Raw genomic sequence first — 13,654 nt, forward strand, 5'->3', positions numbered from 1 at the left:
TGTTGCGCCTACTGCGCCAGACACAGGGCCAGCGCCTCGCGCCAGTGCGGCAGGGTGATGTCCGCGGCCTGGGTCAGCCTGGCGCAGGACAGGCGCGAATTGGCCGGACGGCGAGCGGGCGCCGGATAGGCGCTGCCGGGAATGCCGATCAGGCGGGGTTCGCGCGTGCGCTGCGCGCGAGTCAGTTCGAGGATGGCGGCGGTGAACCCGTGCCATGAGGTTTCGCTGCTGCTGGCGCAGTGATACAGCCCCTCGACGGGCGTGGGCCGGGCCAGCGCCAGGGCGGTGGCTTCGGCGATCATGCGGCTCCAGGTGGGCGCGCCGATCTGGTCATCGACGACCTTGAGTTCCTCGTGCTCCCGGGCCAGGCGCAGCATGGTCAGCAGGAAATTCCTGCCGCGCAGGCCATACACCCAACTGGTACGCAGGATCAGGTGGCGGCAGCCGCTGGCCTGGATGGCCTGGTCGCCCAGCAGCTTGCTGTGGCCGTAAACATTCAATGGCCCGGCCGGCATGTCCTCGGTGAATGGCGTGTTGCCGCTGCCGTCATAGACATGGTCGGTGGAGTAATGCACCAACAGGGCGCCCATGCTGCGGGTGGTTTCGGCCATGATGGCCGGCGCCGTGGCATTGATGGCCTGCGCCCGCTCGGGCTCGTGCTCGGCCTGATCCACGGTGGTATGGGCGGCGGCATTGACGATGACGTCGGGGCGCAGCGCCTGCAGGGCGTTGTGCAGCGCCGTCTTGTTGGTCAGATCGAGTTCCGGGTAGTCGATGGCCTGTACCTGTCCGAGCGGTGCCAGCGTGCGCTGCAATTCCCAGCCGACCTGACCGTTCTTGCCGATAATGAGGATTTTCTTCATGGGAAAGTGAACGTCTCCGCCTGGCTCAGGGGCAGGCCGGCTTGATCCTTGGCCGCCAGGAGAGGCGCAGCGGAAAGCGGCCAGGGAATGCCGAGGCTGGCATCGTTCCACAGCAAGCAACGCTCATGTTCGGCATGCCGGTAGTCGGTGGTCTTGTAGAGGACTTCGGCGACTGCCGAAGTCACGCAGTAGCCGTGGGCAAAGCCGGGCGGCACCCACATCATGCGCCGGTTTTCGGCGGAGAGGATTTGTCCGGTCCACTGGCCGAACGTGGGCGAAGCGCGGCGCAGGTCGACCGCCACGTCATATACCTCACCCACCACCACGCGCACCAGCTTGCCCTGGGGATGCCGGATCTGGTAGTGCAGGCCGCGCAGCACGTTCTGCGCCGAGCGCGAGTGGTTGTCCTGGACGAATTCCACATCCAGGCGCGGGTCCAGTTCGACCAGCTTGCGCCGGTTGTAGCTTTCCATGAAGAAGCCGCGCGCATCGCCAAAGACTTCCGGCTCGATCAGCAGCACGTCGGGCAGGTTGGTGGGGATGATTCGCATGGAGAGTGAGGGGAGCGCAGGTTCAAAAGACCTTGTGCTTCAGCAGGTCGAGCAGATACTGGCCGTAGCCGTTCCTTGCCAGCGGCTGGGCGAGCTTTTCCAACTGGGCGGCGTCGATCCAGCCGGCGCGCCAGGCGATTTCCTCGGGGCAGGCGAGTTTCAGGCCCTGGCGTTTTTCCAGGGTGGCGATGAATTGCGAAGCATCGAGCAGGGAGTCGTGAGTGCCGGTGTCCAGCCAGGCCATGCCGCGGCCCATGATTTCCACCCGCAGCTTGCCGGCGTCGAGATAGTGACGATTGACGTCGGTGATTTCCAGCTCGCCGCGTGCCGAAGGCTGCATTTGGGCAGCGACGTCCAATACGTTGTTGTCGTAAAAATAGAGGCCGGTGACGGCATAGCGCGACTTGGGCCGGGCGGGTTTTTCCTCGATGCTGATGGCGCGGCCCTGAGCATCGAACTCGACCACGCCATAGCGTTCGGGATCCTGCACGGCATAGGTGAAGACCGTGGCCTGGTCGCTGGCCCGATTGACGCGCCTGAGCTGGGTGGCAAGCTCGTGGCCGTAGAAAATGTTGTCGCCGAGCACCAGCGCCGTCGGCGCATTGCCGACGAAGTCGCGGCCGATGATGAACGCCTGCGCCAGGCCATCCGGCGAGGGCTGGACGGCATATTGCAGATTCAATCCCCACTGGCTGCCATCGCCCAGCAACTGCGCGAAGCGCGGCGTGTCCTGCGGCGTGGAAATCAGCAGAATGTCGCGGATGCCCGCCAGCATCAGGGTGGACAGCGGATAGTAGATCATCGGCTTGTCGTAGATCGGCAGGAGCTGCTTGGAGATGGCCAGCGTGGCCGGATACAGGCGGGTGCCGTCGCCGCCGGCGAGGATGATGGCCTTGCGATTCATGACGGAAGCGGGTTTTTGCTCAGCGTTGGTCATGATGCTTTTCCAATTTCTCCAATCACTGACGGTATTCGCCACTGATGACGTTGTTGACCCAGGCGTTGTTGGCCAGATACCACTCGACGGTTTTTCTTGATCCGGAGTCGAAGTCTTCGCGCGGCGTCCAGCCCAGTTCGCGCTGGATCTTGCCGGCGTCGATGGCATAGCGCCGGTCATGGCCGGGGCGGTCGGCGACGAAGGTCTTCTGTTCCAGATAGGATTTGCCATCGCTGCGCGGGCGCAGCTCGTCGAGCAGCGCGCAGAGTGCGTCGACCACTTCGAGGTTGGTCTTTTCGTTGTGGCCGCCGATATTGTAGGTCTCGCCCGGCTGGCCTCGTTCAAATATCAGACGCAGTGCCCGCGCATGATCGTCGACGTACAGCCAGTCGCGCACGTTGTCGCCCTTGCCGTAGATCGGCAGCGGCTTGCCGGCCAGTGCGTTGAGGATCACCACCGGGATCAGCTTCTCGGGAAATTGATAGGGGCCGTAGTTGTTCGAGCAGTTGGTCACCAGCGTCGGCAGGCCATAGGTGCGTTGCCAGGCACGCACCAGGTGGTCGGACGAGGCCTTCGATGCCGAATAGGGTGAACTGGGATCGTAGGGCGTGGTTTCGCTGAACAGTCCTTCGGTGCCGAGGCTGCCATACACTTCGTCGGTGGAGACGTGGTGGAAGCGGAAACTTTCCTGCTCCGCGGGCGGCAAGCCGTTCCAGTAGCCGCGCGCGGCTTCCAGCAGCGTATAGGTACCGACGATGTTGGTGGCGATGAAATCGGCCGGGCCGTGAATCGAGCGATCGACATGGGATTCGGCGGCCAGGTGGATCACGCCGGCCGGGTGGTACTCGGCGAACAGCCGGTCGAGCGCGGCGCGATCGCCGATGTCGCTGCGGCTGAAGATGTGGCGCGGTTCATCGCGCAGCATCGCCAGCGATTCGAGATTGCCGGCATAGGTGAGCTTGTCGATATTGACGACGCTCCATTCCGTCTCGGCGATCAGTAGGCGCACCAGGGCCGAGCCGATGAAACCGGCGCCGCCGGTGATGAACAGGGTTTGACGCCTCATGCCGCCACGACGCGATTCTTGCCGCCGCGCTTGGCTAGATACATCGCCTGGTCGGCGCGCTGGATGGCCGCTGTGGCGGGTTCGCTGCCGTTCAGTTCGGCAACGCCGGCGCTGAAGGTGATCAGCAGTTTTTCATTGTTGTGCAGGAAAAACCTGCGCGTCAGTTCGCGCTGCAGACGGGTGACTGCCGTGACGGACTCATCGAGCGGCGTGTCGGGCAGCAGCAGGACGAACTCCTCGCCGCCGTAGCGCGCCACGGTATCCTGCGGCCGCAGCGTTTCCTTGATGACCGTGGCCAGATGCACCAGCGCGGCGTCGCCGGCCTGATGTCCCAGCGTGTCGTTGAGGCGCTTGAAGTTGTCGATGTCCAGCACCACGATGCACAGGCTGCCGTGCTGGCGATGGGCGCGCGAGACTTCCCGCTCCATGGCCTCTTCCATGCCCTTGCGGTTGAGCACGTTGGTGAGCGGATCGATGCGCACCATGTCGCTGGCCTGGCTCAGTTCGGCATGCAGCCGTTCGACTTCCTTCTCGGTTTCCGAGACCCGGCGCCGCATCTCCTGCAGTTCGTCGCGTGAACGCTGGGCGTTGAGCTGCATGACGCGGGTAGCCGCCATCACCTCGTCGAGGACTTCGGAAATCTGGCCGATGTCGCCGGCCTGGCTGATTTTCCTCGAGCAAATTTCGATCTTGCCGTGGAAGGTATCGGTTTCATCCGTCAGATTGGCCAGCCGATCGACGAAGGAGATCAGCATGCTCTTGAGCCGGTCCTGCGCTTCGGTGAGCTGCTTCTTCAGCATGCCCTGCTTGAAGATCACATCCTTCATGCGACGCTCGACGTCATCGAGCTGGCGCAGATTCAGCGGCTTGCTGATCAGCTCGCGCAGGGTCTCGACCTGGCCGTGCAGGAGGCGATCGTCGATGACCACTTCGCTGATGTTCTCGATGATCAGGCGCAGCAGATGCAGCAGTGCGGCATGCAGCTCGTTCTGGTCCTCGGCGAGAAACTCCAGGCGGTAGCTGAATTTCTTCAGGCGCGCCGTAAAACCGTCGATGGCATCCGTGGTCGGGCGGATGTGGCGAATCTCGCGGGCCAGTTGGCTTGCTTCGGCGGCCAGCTCGGGAACGTCGGTCAACAGCGTATTGATGCTGTCGTCCAGCAGCGTGGCGAACCACTCGCGCAGGTTGCGGTTGAGCGTCGCACTGCTTACGCTGGCGGATTCCGGCGGGCTGCCGCTTTGGAGTACCGGCGACAGGTCGGCAGCCGGTGCGAGCGCGGCATCGGCAGTGCTGGCAACACCGGCAGCATCGGCAGCCGGATCCTCGACCAGCGCGAATTCTTCGGCCGCCGAGCCCTGGAGCCAGGCGCGCAGCAGCGATTGCAGGCGGGCATGCAGCAACTCGGGCGCCGAGGTGCTCTGCAGCAGATGCTCCAGGCTCTCGCGCTTTCTGCTGCTGGTCAGGTTGGCATGATTGCGTTCGAGTTGGGTCAGCAGATCGCGGATCAGGGGCGACCATTGCAGGGGCTCATTGGTTGCCGGTGCGGCCAGGGCGAGCAGCGCATCCTTGATGCCGTTCCAGCTCTTTTCGGCAACGGCGGCTTCAAACTGGCGCGTGAGCTTCGCCTGTTCGGCGGTGGCGCGCGGCAGCGCGGCAGCCAGCGCCTTCATCGGCTTTTCCGGAAACGCCTCGGCGGCGGCAGTACCGGCAATCTCGTTGTAGAGCGCCGCGTAGTTGTCCGGTGTGGGCAACTGGCGGCGTGCGGCAAGTTGGCGCAGGACTTCGCGGGCGATTTCGGAGGGTGGGGTGGGTTTGCTCATGATGAGTCGGTTAACAACGGAAGCAGGAAGCGCCGGACATTTCGTCCGGGCCGTTTGTATGTCATTCGACGAGACCGTGCTTCACGCCATAACGAATCAGCTCGGCATTGCTTTCCAGCTTCATCTTGTCGAGCATGCGTCTGCGGTATTCGCTGATGGTCTTGACGCTGATGTTGAGCTCCTCGGCAATCTGCGTCAGCGGCCGGCCGGCGGCGATCAGGCAGAGAATCTGGTATTCGCGGTCGGAGAGCATTTCGTGCGGCGGCCGGTCGTTGTTCTCGGCGATGACATCGGCGAGTCTCATCGCCAGCGAAGGGCTGACGTACTTGTGGCCGTCGGCCACCTGGCGGATCGCCGTCACCAGTTGTTCCGGCGCGCTTTGCTTGGTGACATAGCCCGAGGCGCCGGACTTCAGCGCGCGCACGGCATACTGTTCCTCCGGGTGCATGCTGAGGATCAGCACCGGCAGACGCGGGAATTCCTTCCTCAGCATCTTCAGAGTGTCGATGCCGTTGCGGTTGGGCATGGACACGTCGAGCAGAACGACATCCCAGGGCTGTTCGCGTGCCAGATGCATGACATCGACGCCATCGCTGGCCTCGCCGGCCACCAGCAGATCGTCGGTTTCGGAAAGAATCTGGCGCAGTCCCTGGCGGACGATGGCATGGTCATCGGCAATCAGGACGCGAATCTTGTTGTTGCTCATGGATAAGTCAATGTCTCGATCACAAACGGCTCAAATTGCTCGAACGGCTCAAAGGTTGCAACTGCTCAAAACAGGTTCCGCTGGGGCGATTCCTCGGGCGGCGGCGTGGATTCGGCGCGGCGCGCGGTGGGTACGCTCAGCATGATGTGGCTGCCGCCCGGTTCGGCCGGGCCGATGGCGAATTCACCATTCAGGCTGTTGATGCGTTCGCGGATGCCGCGCAGGCCAAAGGAGCGGGGCTTGTTCAGGTCGGCTTCGGAAATCCCTCGGCCATTATCGCGGATTTCCAGAACGATGCAGCCTTTCTCGCGGCGCAGGCGCACGACCACCAGCGAGGCATGGGCGTGCTTGGCCACATTGGTCAGTGCTTCCTGGAAGATGCGGAACAGCGCCACCGACGTCTGTTCGTCGAGTTGCGCGCCCTCGTCGTCGCACTGCACGCGGCAGGCGATGCCGGTGCGCTGCGAAAAATCCTCGGCCTGGCATTCGAGGGCGGCGGACAGGCCGAACTCCTTGAGGATGCCGGGGCGCAGCTCGCGGGCCACGCGGCCGACCGTGCTCATCGCCTGATCGAGCATGCCTTCAATATCACCAGCCATGTCGCGCAGGCCGGGCGGCTGTTCGGGCAATTTGGCGCTGAGCAGGGCGGTCTTGATCTTGATGGCGACCAGCGTGCTGCCGAGTTCGTCGTGGATGTCGCGGGCGATGCGCTCGCGCTCCTCTTCCTTCGCCGCCTCGAGGTGGTAGGAAAGCTCGGAAAGTTGCTCGCGCGAGCGGCGCAGTTTGGCTTCCGCCTCCTTGCTGCGTGAAATGTCGGTGGCGATGCCTTGCCACTGCATGCCGCCGTTGTCCAGGCGCTGCGGCGTCGAGCGCAGGTTGATCCATTTCACCTGGCCGCGCTTGCGGATGCGCCCTTCCCAGTTGAGCATGCTGCAGGTGGCGGCCGAATCCTCCAGCGCCTTGTCGAGCGCGGCGCGATCGGCCGTGTCGACGACTTCCACGAAACGCTGCGGCGCGCTCAACAGCTCATTGGGCTTGAGTCCGATCAGCTTGTCGCAGCCGTCGCTGACATAGGAAAAATGCAGTCCGCTGGCCGGATCGTATTCCAGTTGGAACACCATGCCCGGCAGGTTGGCCGCCAGTACGCGGAAGCGCGTCTCGCTGGCGCGCAGCATCTCCAGCGCCGCGCGGTGATCGGCGCGATGGCGGGCGGCGCGGATTTCGCGGCGGATCGCCGGCAGCAGGCGTTCCAGTTCGCCCCAGGCAAAAACCTCATGCGCCCCGGCCTGCAGGGCGTGCGTCACGGCCTTGTCGTCGAGACTGTCCGCCAGCAGAATGAACGGCAGATCCAGCGCGGCATCCTGCAGCAGGCGCAGGGCGCCCGGCGCGCCGAGTTTTTTCGCGCCTCTCGGCGCAGGGTGAGGCAAGCGGCAGAGCAGCGCATCCCAGGTCGCGTTCCGCAGCGCATCGCGCAGCGCGGCGGCCGTCGCCACCCGCTGTGCCTGCAAGCGCGTGCCGGCCGCAGTCAGGCAGGCCAGCACGCGCGCGGCATCGTTTTCGGCGGCATCGACGAGCAGCAGCCGCAATGCCGCATCCTGGTTTTTCACGGTGACCGCCATGGAGGAAAAGGGATAGTCCAGCCTTGGAAGTGTAGCGGAAAGCGCTACCCGACGGCTATAATCGACGCACTTTGGCGCGCGGGTACGGCACGAACGAAGCAAGGGCCGGCGTAGCTCAGTTGGTAGAGCAGCGCACTTGTAATGCGAAGGTCGGGAGTTCGATTCTTCTCGCCGGCACCATTTGATTCAATGTGATTCAATGCTGCAAACCTGATCAACCCCGATCAGGTCCGATCGAACCCGATCGGGCGGGAGACTGAGGATTGGAGGCAGTTCCTGAACATGCAACGATCGCCGATACGAGCTGGACAGACCGAACGTGCCGAGCGGGCCGAACGCGCTGCGTGGGCCGGCCAGTCCGGTTTCACGCTGATCGAGTTGATCGTGGTCATGATCATCATCGGCGTCATGGGGTATGTGGCCCTCCCGCGTTTTTCCTCGATGATGGGTTTTGCCGACATCGGCTATCGCGACCAGGTCGCGGCGGCCATCGACTATGCCCGCAAGATCGCCGTCGCCCAGCGGCGTCATACCTGCGTCATCATCGCGGCCGGTTCGGTGACGGTCAAAATCGATACCGGCCTGCCCAGCAATCACGTCACCGGCAATTGCCCGACGGCCCTGGCGCTGCCCGCCGGCTCGAGCGTCATCAGCGCGCCCAGCGGCATGAGCGTCTCCCCGGCGGTCAACATCGACTTCGATGCCGAGGGCCGTCCGGTGAGCGGCGCGCCGGCCACCCTTACCTTTACCGGCGCCGGTGGCGCTTCCTCGCTGACGATAGAGGCGGAAAGCGGCTATGTGCATTAGACGCGCCACCGTGCATCCGCCCAGGCATGGCCGCCATGCCGGCGCCACGCTGATCGAACTGATCATGTTCATCATGATCGTCAGCCTGGCGCTGGCCGGCGTGCTCGGCATGCTGAACATGGTGGTCAAGCACAGCGCCGACCCGATGATCCGCAAGCAGATGCTGACCCTGGCCGAAAGCCTGCTCGATGAAGTCGAGCTGATGCCCTTCACCGTCTGCGATCCGTTGACCAACACCAACCCGATGGCGGCCACCACGGCCGAATGTACCGGCAGCGGCGGCGGCCACCAGCAATTCGGTTATCCGACGCTGGGCGTCTCGCCGCGCAGCAATTTCAACAACATCGGCAACTACTGCAGCAATCCCGGGCCTCGCGCAACCAGTTGCACGACCCTGACCCTGGGATCGCCATCGACGCCGATCCCCGACATGAGCGGCAGCACGGCCGCCTCGCCCGTCGGCTACTGGGCGACCATCAACTTAACGCCGGAAACGCTCACTGTGGATTCGGACGGAAAAGTGATATGGATCGTCGATCCCAACCCGACCGCGGAGAACATGATAGCCCTGCGCATCACCGTCACCGTGCACCATGGCGATGACAGCCTGACCCTGGAAAGCTACCGCGCCCGCTGGTGGCCGCTGCCGCTGATCACGCCATGATGACTCCCTTGCGCCAGAGCTTCCGCCGATCCCGCAGCAGCGGTTTCTCGCTGGTCGAAATGATCATGGTGATCGTCATCACCGGCATCATCGCCGGCATGGTGGCGGTGTTCATGTCCGGACCGCTGATGAGCTACGTCAGCGCCAGCCAGCGCGCCGACCTGACCGACACCGCCGACCTGGCCCTGCGCCGCCTGAGCCGCGAAATCCGCCAGGCCCTGCCCAACAGCCTGCGCGTGACCACGGCGGACGGCAATTACTGGATCGAATTCATCGCCACCCGCGGCGGCGGCAGCTATCTGCCCAGCGCGGGATTGTTCAGTGCGGGCGCCTTCAATCTGACGGTCTCCAGCCAGATGCCGAGTAACCCGGCGATCGCCGCCAATGACTACATCGTCATCAACAACACCGGGAATGGCGACCAGAGCGCCTATGGCTGCAGCGGATTGGCCTACTGCAACACCATGAACGTGACGGGCATCGCCGGTCAGCAGTTGGCCCTGACGCCGCTCAATGGCGGCCCGGCCTTCGCCTGGCCCGGTCCTTCGACCACGCGCTTCCAGGTCGTGCCGGCGGGCACCCGGGCGGTGGCCTACAGTTGTCCTGTCGGCACCGCCGGCCCGCTGCGTCGTTACTCGAACTATGGGCTGAACGGCACGCAGGCGGCCGCCATCGCCGCCGCCAAGGCCAGTGGCGGAAACCTCGTCGCCAACAACGCCCGCTGCAATGTGGTCTACCCGCCTTCGTTGCAAAGCTTCGGCGTGCTGGTGGTCACCCTGACCCTGACCGACCGCGCCGGCGACGAAAGCGTGACCCTGATGCGTGAAATCCACATCGACAACGCGCTATGAAACTCCGCCCGCACAACAAGCCTGCGCATTCCGCTCACACCGCGCGCCCTGCCGGTTTCGCCATGATCTCGGCGATCTTCATCCTCGTCGTGCTGGCCGCGCTGGGCGCCTTCGGCGTCGGCATCGCCAGCATGCAGCACATGAGTTCTGCTCTGGATGTAGAGAGTGCACGCATCCTGCATGTGGCGCGTTCCGGCCTGGAAGTGGGCGCCTACCATGTCACACAAAATGGCGAATGTGACTCTCCCTCGTACAACGATACCCTACCGGATACGGCCGATACCATGCAGGGCATTACCGTCACCGTCACTTGCAGCAAATCCGGGATGTATTACCGGCTGCTGTCCACGGCCTGCAATCAGCCGTCTGGCGGCGCCTGCCCCAACACGGTCAATCCCTCGCCAACCTATGTCGAACGGCAGGTGGAAATGACCATCGTGTGTGACAAAGATCAACTGGGCACCTGCCCCGCGCCCTGAGCCTTGGGGTAGGATAAAGACGAGTGGCAGCCGTCGTATGTCGCTGCTTGCAAGAGGAGGCCGCCAAGCATGATGCGCGCTACGCAAATCCAGAAAACGGAAGCTGAGTATCCGGCGCAGCCGGCACAGTCGACACGTACCGGCATCTTCTCCGATCGCCTGTCCCTCATGCTGGCGATACTGGCCGTGCCGTTCGTGCTCAGTGGCTGTCCGGCGGATGTCACAGGTGGGTTTGCCGAGGCCGTCGAGGTAGGCGGCGCGCTGGGCTCGAACATCTACACCAAGGTTGCGGCCCAGTCCTTTACGCTGGAGGTCATCGCAGGCGCCGTAAAGAGCGGCAACAAAGTTCTCTATGTCGATATCACGACCGGTCTGTGGCCTTTTCAAATCACGACGCGTTACTGGGCTCAGGGCGACTCCAAGATCGATCTCGTCGATGTGGAGGGCAAACCGGCTAACTTCTGCGGCACGATCGGTGATGCCAACCAGGTCGCCGGTGCCAGCTTGGCGGGAACTTCAGGCGTTGCCGCCTATGGGGGTGGCAACAGCGGTCGTTATAACTGGACTGGCGGCGAACAAAGCAAGAAGCAATATACTTTCACGGTGCCCAATGCCGTTGCCAATGTGAGAGTGCGCATGTGGGGAAAGGCTTGCGCCGGGGCTAACTGCGCGGAAGGAACCTATTGTTCTGTTGACAGCTTTACCATCCGTCCGGCCAACTTCACCGTCGCCTCGACGCCCACCAGTGCCGCCACCCAGGTGGCGGGCGCCACGTATACGATGACGGTGACCGCCGTCAATTCCAGCGGCGCGACGACGACGAACTACAAGGGCAGCAACGTCAAGCCGAGCATCGACGCCAGCAAGCTCAAGGACTGGACCGGCGGCGCGATTCCGGGCGCCTCCTTTAGCGGGAGTCTCAGCGATGCCGTGAATGGCGTGGCGACGGGCAGCAACTTCGCATATACCGACTTCGGTCAACTGACGATCCCGGCGGGGAGCATCGTCGACAACAGTTTTTCGGGCAAATCCAACGACATCGCCAATAACAACTGCATTGCCGGTTCGAGCTCGAACACGCTGTCCGGTGGCAAGTATGGCTGCAACATCGCCAATCAGGCCGCCGCGAGCACGCCGCGCTTCGTACCGGACCACTACGAAGTCAACCATGTCTTCACGCCGGCCTGCGCCAGCGGCGCCTTCACCTATCTGGGCCAGCCCTTCGGCGCCCTGACCTTGACCGTCGAGGCCAAGAACAGCGCCGGCAACAACATGACGCGCCTGACTGCCGGTGCGCCCAGCAAGCCGACCATCAGTGTCGCCGAGAAAAATTCGGGCACGCTGCTGGGCACCTATACGAAGGATGGTTCCAGCGGTACCGTCCCGGTGACGCTGACCACGCCCGAATGGCCCGTCGACGGTACCACCGGCGGCCGATACGCGAACCTCTCGAAAGCCACCCTGCGGCCGGCGGCGGAAGTCCTGTACGACGACTTTGCCCTGACCACCACCGTGACCGATGCCGATAGCCGCAAGATCGAGAAATGCAATGGCAGCACCGTTGTCGCAACCACCTCCTGCACCTCTGCGCCGACCAAGCTGCGCTATGGCTTGCTCGAACTGAGCGACGGCCTGGGCGCGGCGGGACTGCCTGCCGCCATCCGGGTGCGCGCCCTGTACTGGAACGGCACGGCCTTCGTGCAGAACACGGCGGATTCCTGCACGACCATCGAGAACAACGGCAACACCATCGCCAGCAACCTTGTCGGCAGTACGCTGACCGGTCTGCTGTCGAAGAACGACAGCACCATGTTGACCAACGGGGTCGGCGCGCTGATGATCGGTTCGCAGGATGACAAGACTGGCAGCGCCCCGATTGCCCTCAAGCTCGGCAGCAGCAACAACAATTGCATTTCCGCCACCACCAGCGGCGCCGGCACGCTGAATGCGCTCAGCGATCATCTGGGTAGTTATTCCTGCTGGGGCAGCCTCAGCAAGGATCCGAGCGCGACCGTCAGCTTCGGCACCCTGCGCACGCCCTACATCTACCGCAGCGAGAAGTTCTGAAGCGCTACCTGCCGGCAACGGCAAGTACAGCCTGCGGATTCGTGCTTGCGATCGCCAGCAATGTGCGGACGGTACCGCTCGGTTGCTTGCGGCCTTGCTCCCAGCCTTGCAAGGTGCGAACGGACACGCCAATGAGGGCTGCAAACTGGGACTGGGACAGCCCCGTTTTCTTGCGCGCCTCGATCACCGGCGATGTAACGACACGAACATGACCCGCCTTCATTTCGCGTACCGACTGCAAAAGCTCGGCTGCAAGATCGCGTTTGGCTTCATAGGCTGCCAGTTCGGATTTGGTCAGCGGCTTACTCTTCGAGGACACGGCGAATCTCCTTCAACTTGGGGCCGGTGATGTTGTCGGTTTTCGACTTCGCATACAGCGTGAGTAAAACAACTTCACCTTCTGTGTTGCGAGTGAAATAGATCACCCGCACGCCGCCCAGACTATCTCAAATAGATTTTGAGCAGCCATCTCGCGCATCAGGTGATCGCCTGCAAGCCCTTGTCAGCGATGAGGTTGAGCAGTTTGAGCGCCGGGCCGGTGGGGCGGGTCTCGCCTTGCTCCCACTTGCGCACGGTCGATGCCGACGTATGCAGATGGAGCGCGAATACCGGCTGGCTGAACTTCAAGCCTTCGCGCAGGCGCTTGATGTCGGTAGCGCTGAATTTCCGCACTGGTGGCGGGCAAATCGCGTCGAATTCGCGCATCGTCACCTTGCTGACCGCTCCGGCTTCATGGAGCGCAGCCAGGTCGCTGCGCAATGATTCAATGATCTTGCTCACAATGTACCTCCGTTAAAACGCCTGACTGCAATGCCTGCGATAAGGCTTCACCGGACAGTTCCAGAAACACCCTGCCGGCAAATTGCAGCGCCTTTTTCTCTTCCTGGGTGATGTTCGCCTTGTCGCTCTTGGGAAAACCGTGCAGGAATACATAGCGATCGCCGATCCTGGCTGACAGTAGCGTGCGATAGCCGCCGCTCTTGCCGCTACCTGGGCGAGCTACCCGCTTCTTGTAGAGGAAGCCACCCAAGTCTGCGTCGATCAGACCGTCTTCCATTTCCTTGATCGCTTTGCACAACGCGGTATCGGGCAGATTTTCCCTGGCCTGCCATCGTGCAAAGTCCTTCCGCTTGAGAATATTCGTCATTTCGATCTCAAAACATACCCGAAACGGGCATGTTTTCCAATATATCACCATGATGTCGCCACGAAAAGAGTTCCTGG

General features: G+C 63.0%; 15 protein-coding genes and 1 tRNA gene. 6 read left to right on the forward strand and 10 right to left on the reverse strand.

Going from position 1 to position 13,654, the window contains the following annotated elements:
* Positions 1-8: 8 nt before the first annotated feature.
* The 7 genes from rfbD to SDENCHOL_RS05225 form a co-directional block, all read right to left on the reverse strand.
* Positions 9-863 (reverse strand): dTDP-4-dehydrorhamnose reductase, encoded by an 855-nt coding sequence (rfbD, locus tag SDENCHOL_RS05195; RefSeq protein ID WP_154716270.1) that lies wholly within the window; start codon positions 861-863, stop codon positions 9-11.
* Entirely contained in the window at positions 860-1,414 is a 555-nt protein-coding gene (rfbC, locus tag SDENCHOL_RS05200) for a dTDP-4-dehydrorhamnose 3,5-epimerase (protein ID WP_154716271.1), read from the reverse strand. The genes rfbD and rfbC overlap by 4 nt, the downstream gene beginning before the upstream one ends.
* A 22-nt stretch (positions 1,415-1,436) precedes the next feature.
* On the reverse strand, positions 1,437-2,318 hold the full coding sequence (rfbA, locus tag SDENCHOL_RS05205; RefSeq protein ID WP_154717362.1) for a glucose-1-phosphate thymidylyltransferase RfbA: 882 nt from the start codon (positions 2,316-2,318) through the stop codon (positions 1,437-1,439).
* 55 nt (positions 2,319-2,373) lie between these two features.
* Positions 2,374-3,417, reverse strand: a complete 1,044-nt coding sequence (gene rfbB / locus SDENCHOL_RS05210; protein ID WP_154716272.1) for a dTDP-glucose 4,6-dehydratase — start codon at positions 3,415-3,417, stop codon at positions 2,374-2,376.
* Complete coding sequence (locus SDENCHOL_RS05215) at positions 3,414-5,237, reverse strand: sensor domain-containing diguanylate cyclase (protein ID WP_154716273.1); 1,824 nt, start codon at positions 5,235-5,237, stop codon at positions 3,414-3,416. The genes rfbB and SDENCHOL_RS05215 overlap by 4 nt, the downstream gene beginning before the upstream one ends.
* Positions 5,238-5,298: 61 nt before the next feature.
* Positions 5,299-5,943 carry a response regulator transcription factor gene (locus tag SDENCHOL_RS05220; protein WP_154716274.1) on the reverse strand — a complete coding sequence of 215 codons (645 nt, stop codon included), beginning with the start codon at positions 5,941-5,943 and terminating at the stop codon, positions 5,299-5,301.
* Positions 5,944-6,008: 65 nt separating this feature from the next.
* The gene (locus SDENCHOL_RS05225) at positions 6,009-7,550 is read right to left on the reverse strand and encodes a sensor histidine kinase (protein ID WP_172954999.1); all 1,542 of its coding nucleotides are present in this window, start codon (positions 7,548-7,550) and stop codon (positions 6,009-6,011) included.
* A gap of 116 nt (positions 7,551-7,666) precedes the next feature.
* Between SDENCHOL_RS05225 and SDENCHOL_RS05230 the strand changes: the two genes are divergently transcribed.
* The 6 genes from SDENCHOL_RS05230 to SDENCHOL_RS05255 all read left to right on the forward strand — a co-directional run bounded on the left by SDENCHOL_RS05230 (position 7,667) and on the right by SDENCHOL_RS05255 (position 12,430).
* Positions 7,667-7,742, forward strand: a tRNA-Thr gene (locus SDENCHOL_RS05230).
* Positions 7,743-7,844: 102 nt separating this feature from the next.
* Positions 7,845-8,369, forward strand: a complete 525-nt coding sequence (locus SDENCHOL_RS05235; RefSeq protein WP_154716276.1) for a pilus assembly FimT family protein — start codon at positions 7,845-7,847, stop codon at positions 8,367-8,369.
* On the forward strand, positions 8,359-9,033 hold the full coding sequence (locus tag SDENCHOL_RS05240; RefSeq protein ID WP_154716277.1) for a type II secretion system protein: 675 nt from the start codon (positions 8,359-8,361) through the stop codon (positions 9,031-9,033). The genes SDENCHOL_RS05235 and SDENCHOL_RS05240 overlap by 11 nt, the downstream gene beginning before the upstream one ends.
* Positions 9,030-9,884 carry a PulJ/GspJ family protein gene (locus SDENCHOL_RS05245; protein ID WP_154716278.1) on the forward strand — a complete coding sequence of 285 codons (855 nt, stop codon included), beginning with the start codon at positions 9,030-9,032 and terminating at the stop codon, positions 9,882-9,884. The genes SDENCHOL_RS05240 and SDENCHOL_RS05245 overlap by 4 nt, the downstream gene beginning before the upstream one ends.
* Positions 9,881-10,363, forward strand: a complete 483-nt coding sequence (locus SDENCHOL_RS05250; protein ID WP_154716279.1) for an agglutinin biogenesis protein MshP — start codon at positions 9,881-9,883, stop codon at positions 10,361-10,363. Before SDENCHOL_RS05245 ends, SDENCHOL_RS05250 begins: the two co-directional genes overlap by 4 nt.
* 69 nt (positions 10,364-10,432) lie before the next feature.
* On the forward strand, positions 10,433-12,430 hold the full coding sequence (locus tag SDENCHOL_RS05255; protein ID WP_154716280.1) for a DUF6701 domain-containing protein: 1,998 nt from the start codon (positions 10,433-10,435) through the stop codon (positions 12,428-12,430).
* Positions 12,431-12,434: 4 nt separating this feature from the next.
* Here SDENCHOL_RS05255 and SDENCHOL_RS05260 read toward each other — a convergent pair whose 3' ends face one another.
* From SDENCHOL_RS05260 to SDENCHOL_RS05275, 3 genes are all read right to left on the reverse strand, one after another.
* Entirely contained in the window at positions 12,435-12,749 is a 315-nt protein-coding gene (locus tag SDENCHOL_RS05260) for a helix-turn-helix domain-containing protein (RefSeq protein WP_154716281.1), read from the reverse strand.
* 158 nt (positions 12,750-12,907) lie between these two features.
* Positions 12,908-13,210 (reverse strand): helix-turn-helix domain-containing protein, encoded by a 303-nt coding sequence (locus tag SDENCHOL_RS05270; protein ID WP_154716282.1) that lies wholly within the window; start codon positions 13,208-13,210, stop codon positions 12,908-12,910.
* On the reverse strand, positions 13,194-13,577 hold the full coding sequence (locus tag SDENCHOL_RS05275; RefSeq protein ID WP_154716283.1) for a type II toxin-antitoxin system RelE/ParE family toxin: 384 nt from the start codon (positions 13,575-13,577) through the stop codon (positions 13,194-13,196). Before SDENCHOL_RS05275 ends, SDENCHOL_RS05270 begins: the two co-directional genes overlap by 17 nt.
* Between the last annotated feature and the right edge of the window lie 77 nt (positions 13,578-13,654).

This window comes from Sterolibacterium denitrificans, assembly GCF_900174485.1.
GTDB classification, from domain to species: Bacteria; Pseudomonadota; Gammaproteobacteria; order Burkholderiales; family Rhodocyclaceae; genus Sterolibacterium; species Sterolibacterium denitrificans.

Coding starts and splice junctions, on each gene's coding strand:
- rfbD (WP_154716270.1), bottom strand. CDS start 863: ATGAAGAAAATCCTCATTATCGGCAAGAACGGTCAGGTCGGCTGGGAA.
- rfbC (WP_154716271.1), bottom strand. CDS start 1,414: ATGCGAATCATCCCCACCAACCTGCCCGACGTGCTGCTGATCGAGCCG.
- rfbA (WP_154717362.1), bottom strand. CDS start 2,318: ATGAATCGCAAGGCCATCATCCTCGCCGGCGGCGACGGCACCCGCCTG.
- rfbB (WP_154716272.1), bottom strand. CDS start 3,417: ATGAGGCGTCAAACCCTGTTCATCACCGGCGGCGCCGGTTTCATCGGC.
- SDENCHOL_RS05215 (WP_154716273.1), bottom strand. CDS start 5,237: ATGAGCAAACCCACCCCACCCTCCGAAATCGCCCGCGAAGTCCTGCGC.
- SDENCHOL_RS05220 (WP_154716274.1), bottom strand. CDS start 5,943: ATGAGCAACAACAAGATTCGCGTCCTGATTGCCGATGACCATGCCATC.
- SDENCHOL_RS05235 (WP_154716276.1), top strand. CDS start 7,845: ATGCAACGATCGCCGATACGAGCTGGACAGACCGAACGTGCCGAGCGG.
- SDENCHOL_RS05240 (WP_154716277.1), top strand. CDS start 8,359: ATGTGCATTAGACGCGCCACCGTGCATCCGCCCAGGCATGGCCGCCAT.
- SDENCHOL_RS05245 (WP_154716278.1), top strand. CDS start 9,030: ATGATGACTCCCTTGCGCCAGAGCTTCCGCCGATCCCGCAGCAGCGGT.
- SDENCHOL_RS05250 (WP_154716279.1), top strand. CDS start 9,881: ATGAAACTCCGCCCGCACAACAAGCCTGCGCATTCCGCTCACACCGCG.
- SDENCHOL_RS05255 (WP_154716280.1), top strand. CDS start 10,433: ATGATGCGCGCTACGCAAATCCAGAAAACGGAAGCTGAGTATCCGGCG.
- SDENCHOL_RS05275 (WP_154716283.1), bottom strand. CDS start 13,577: ATGACGAATATTCTCAAGCGGAAGGACTTTGCACGATGGCAGGCCAGG.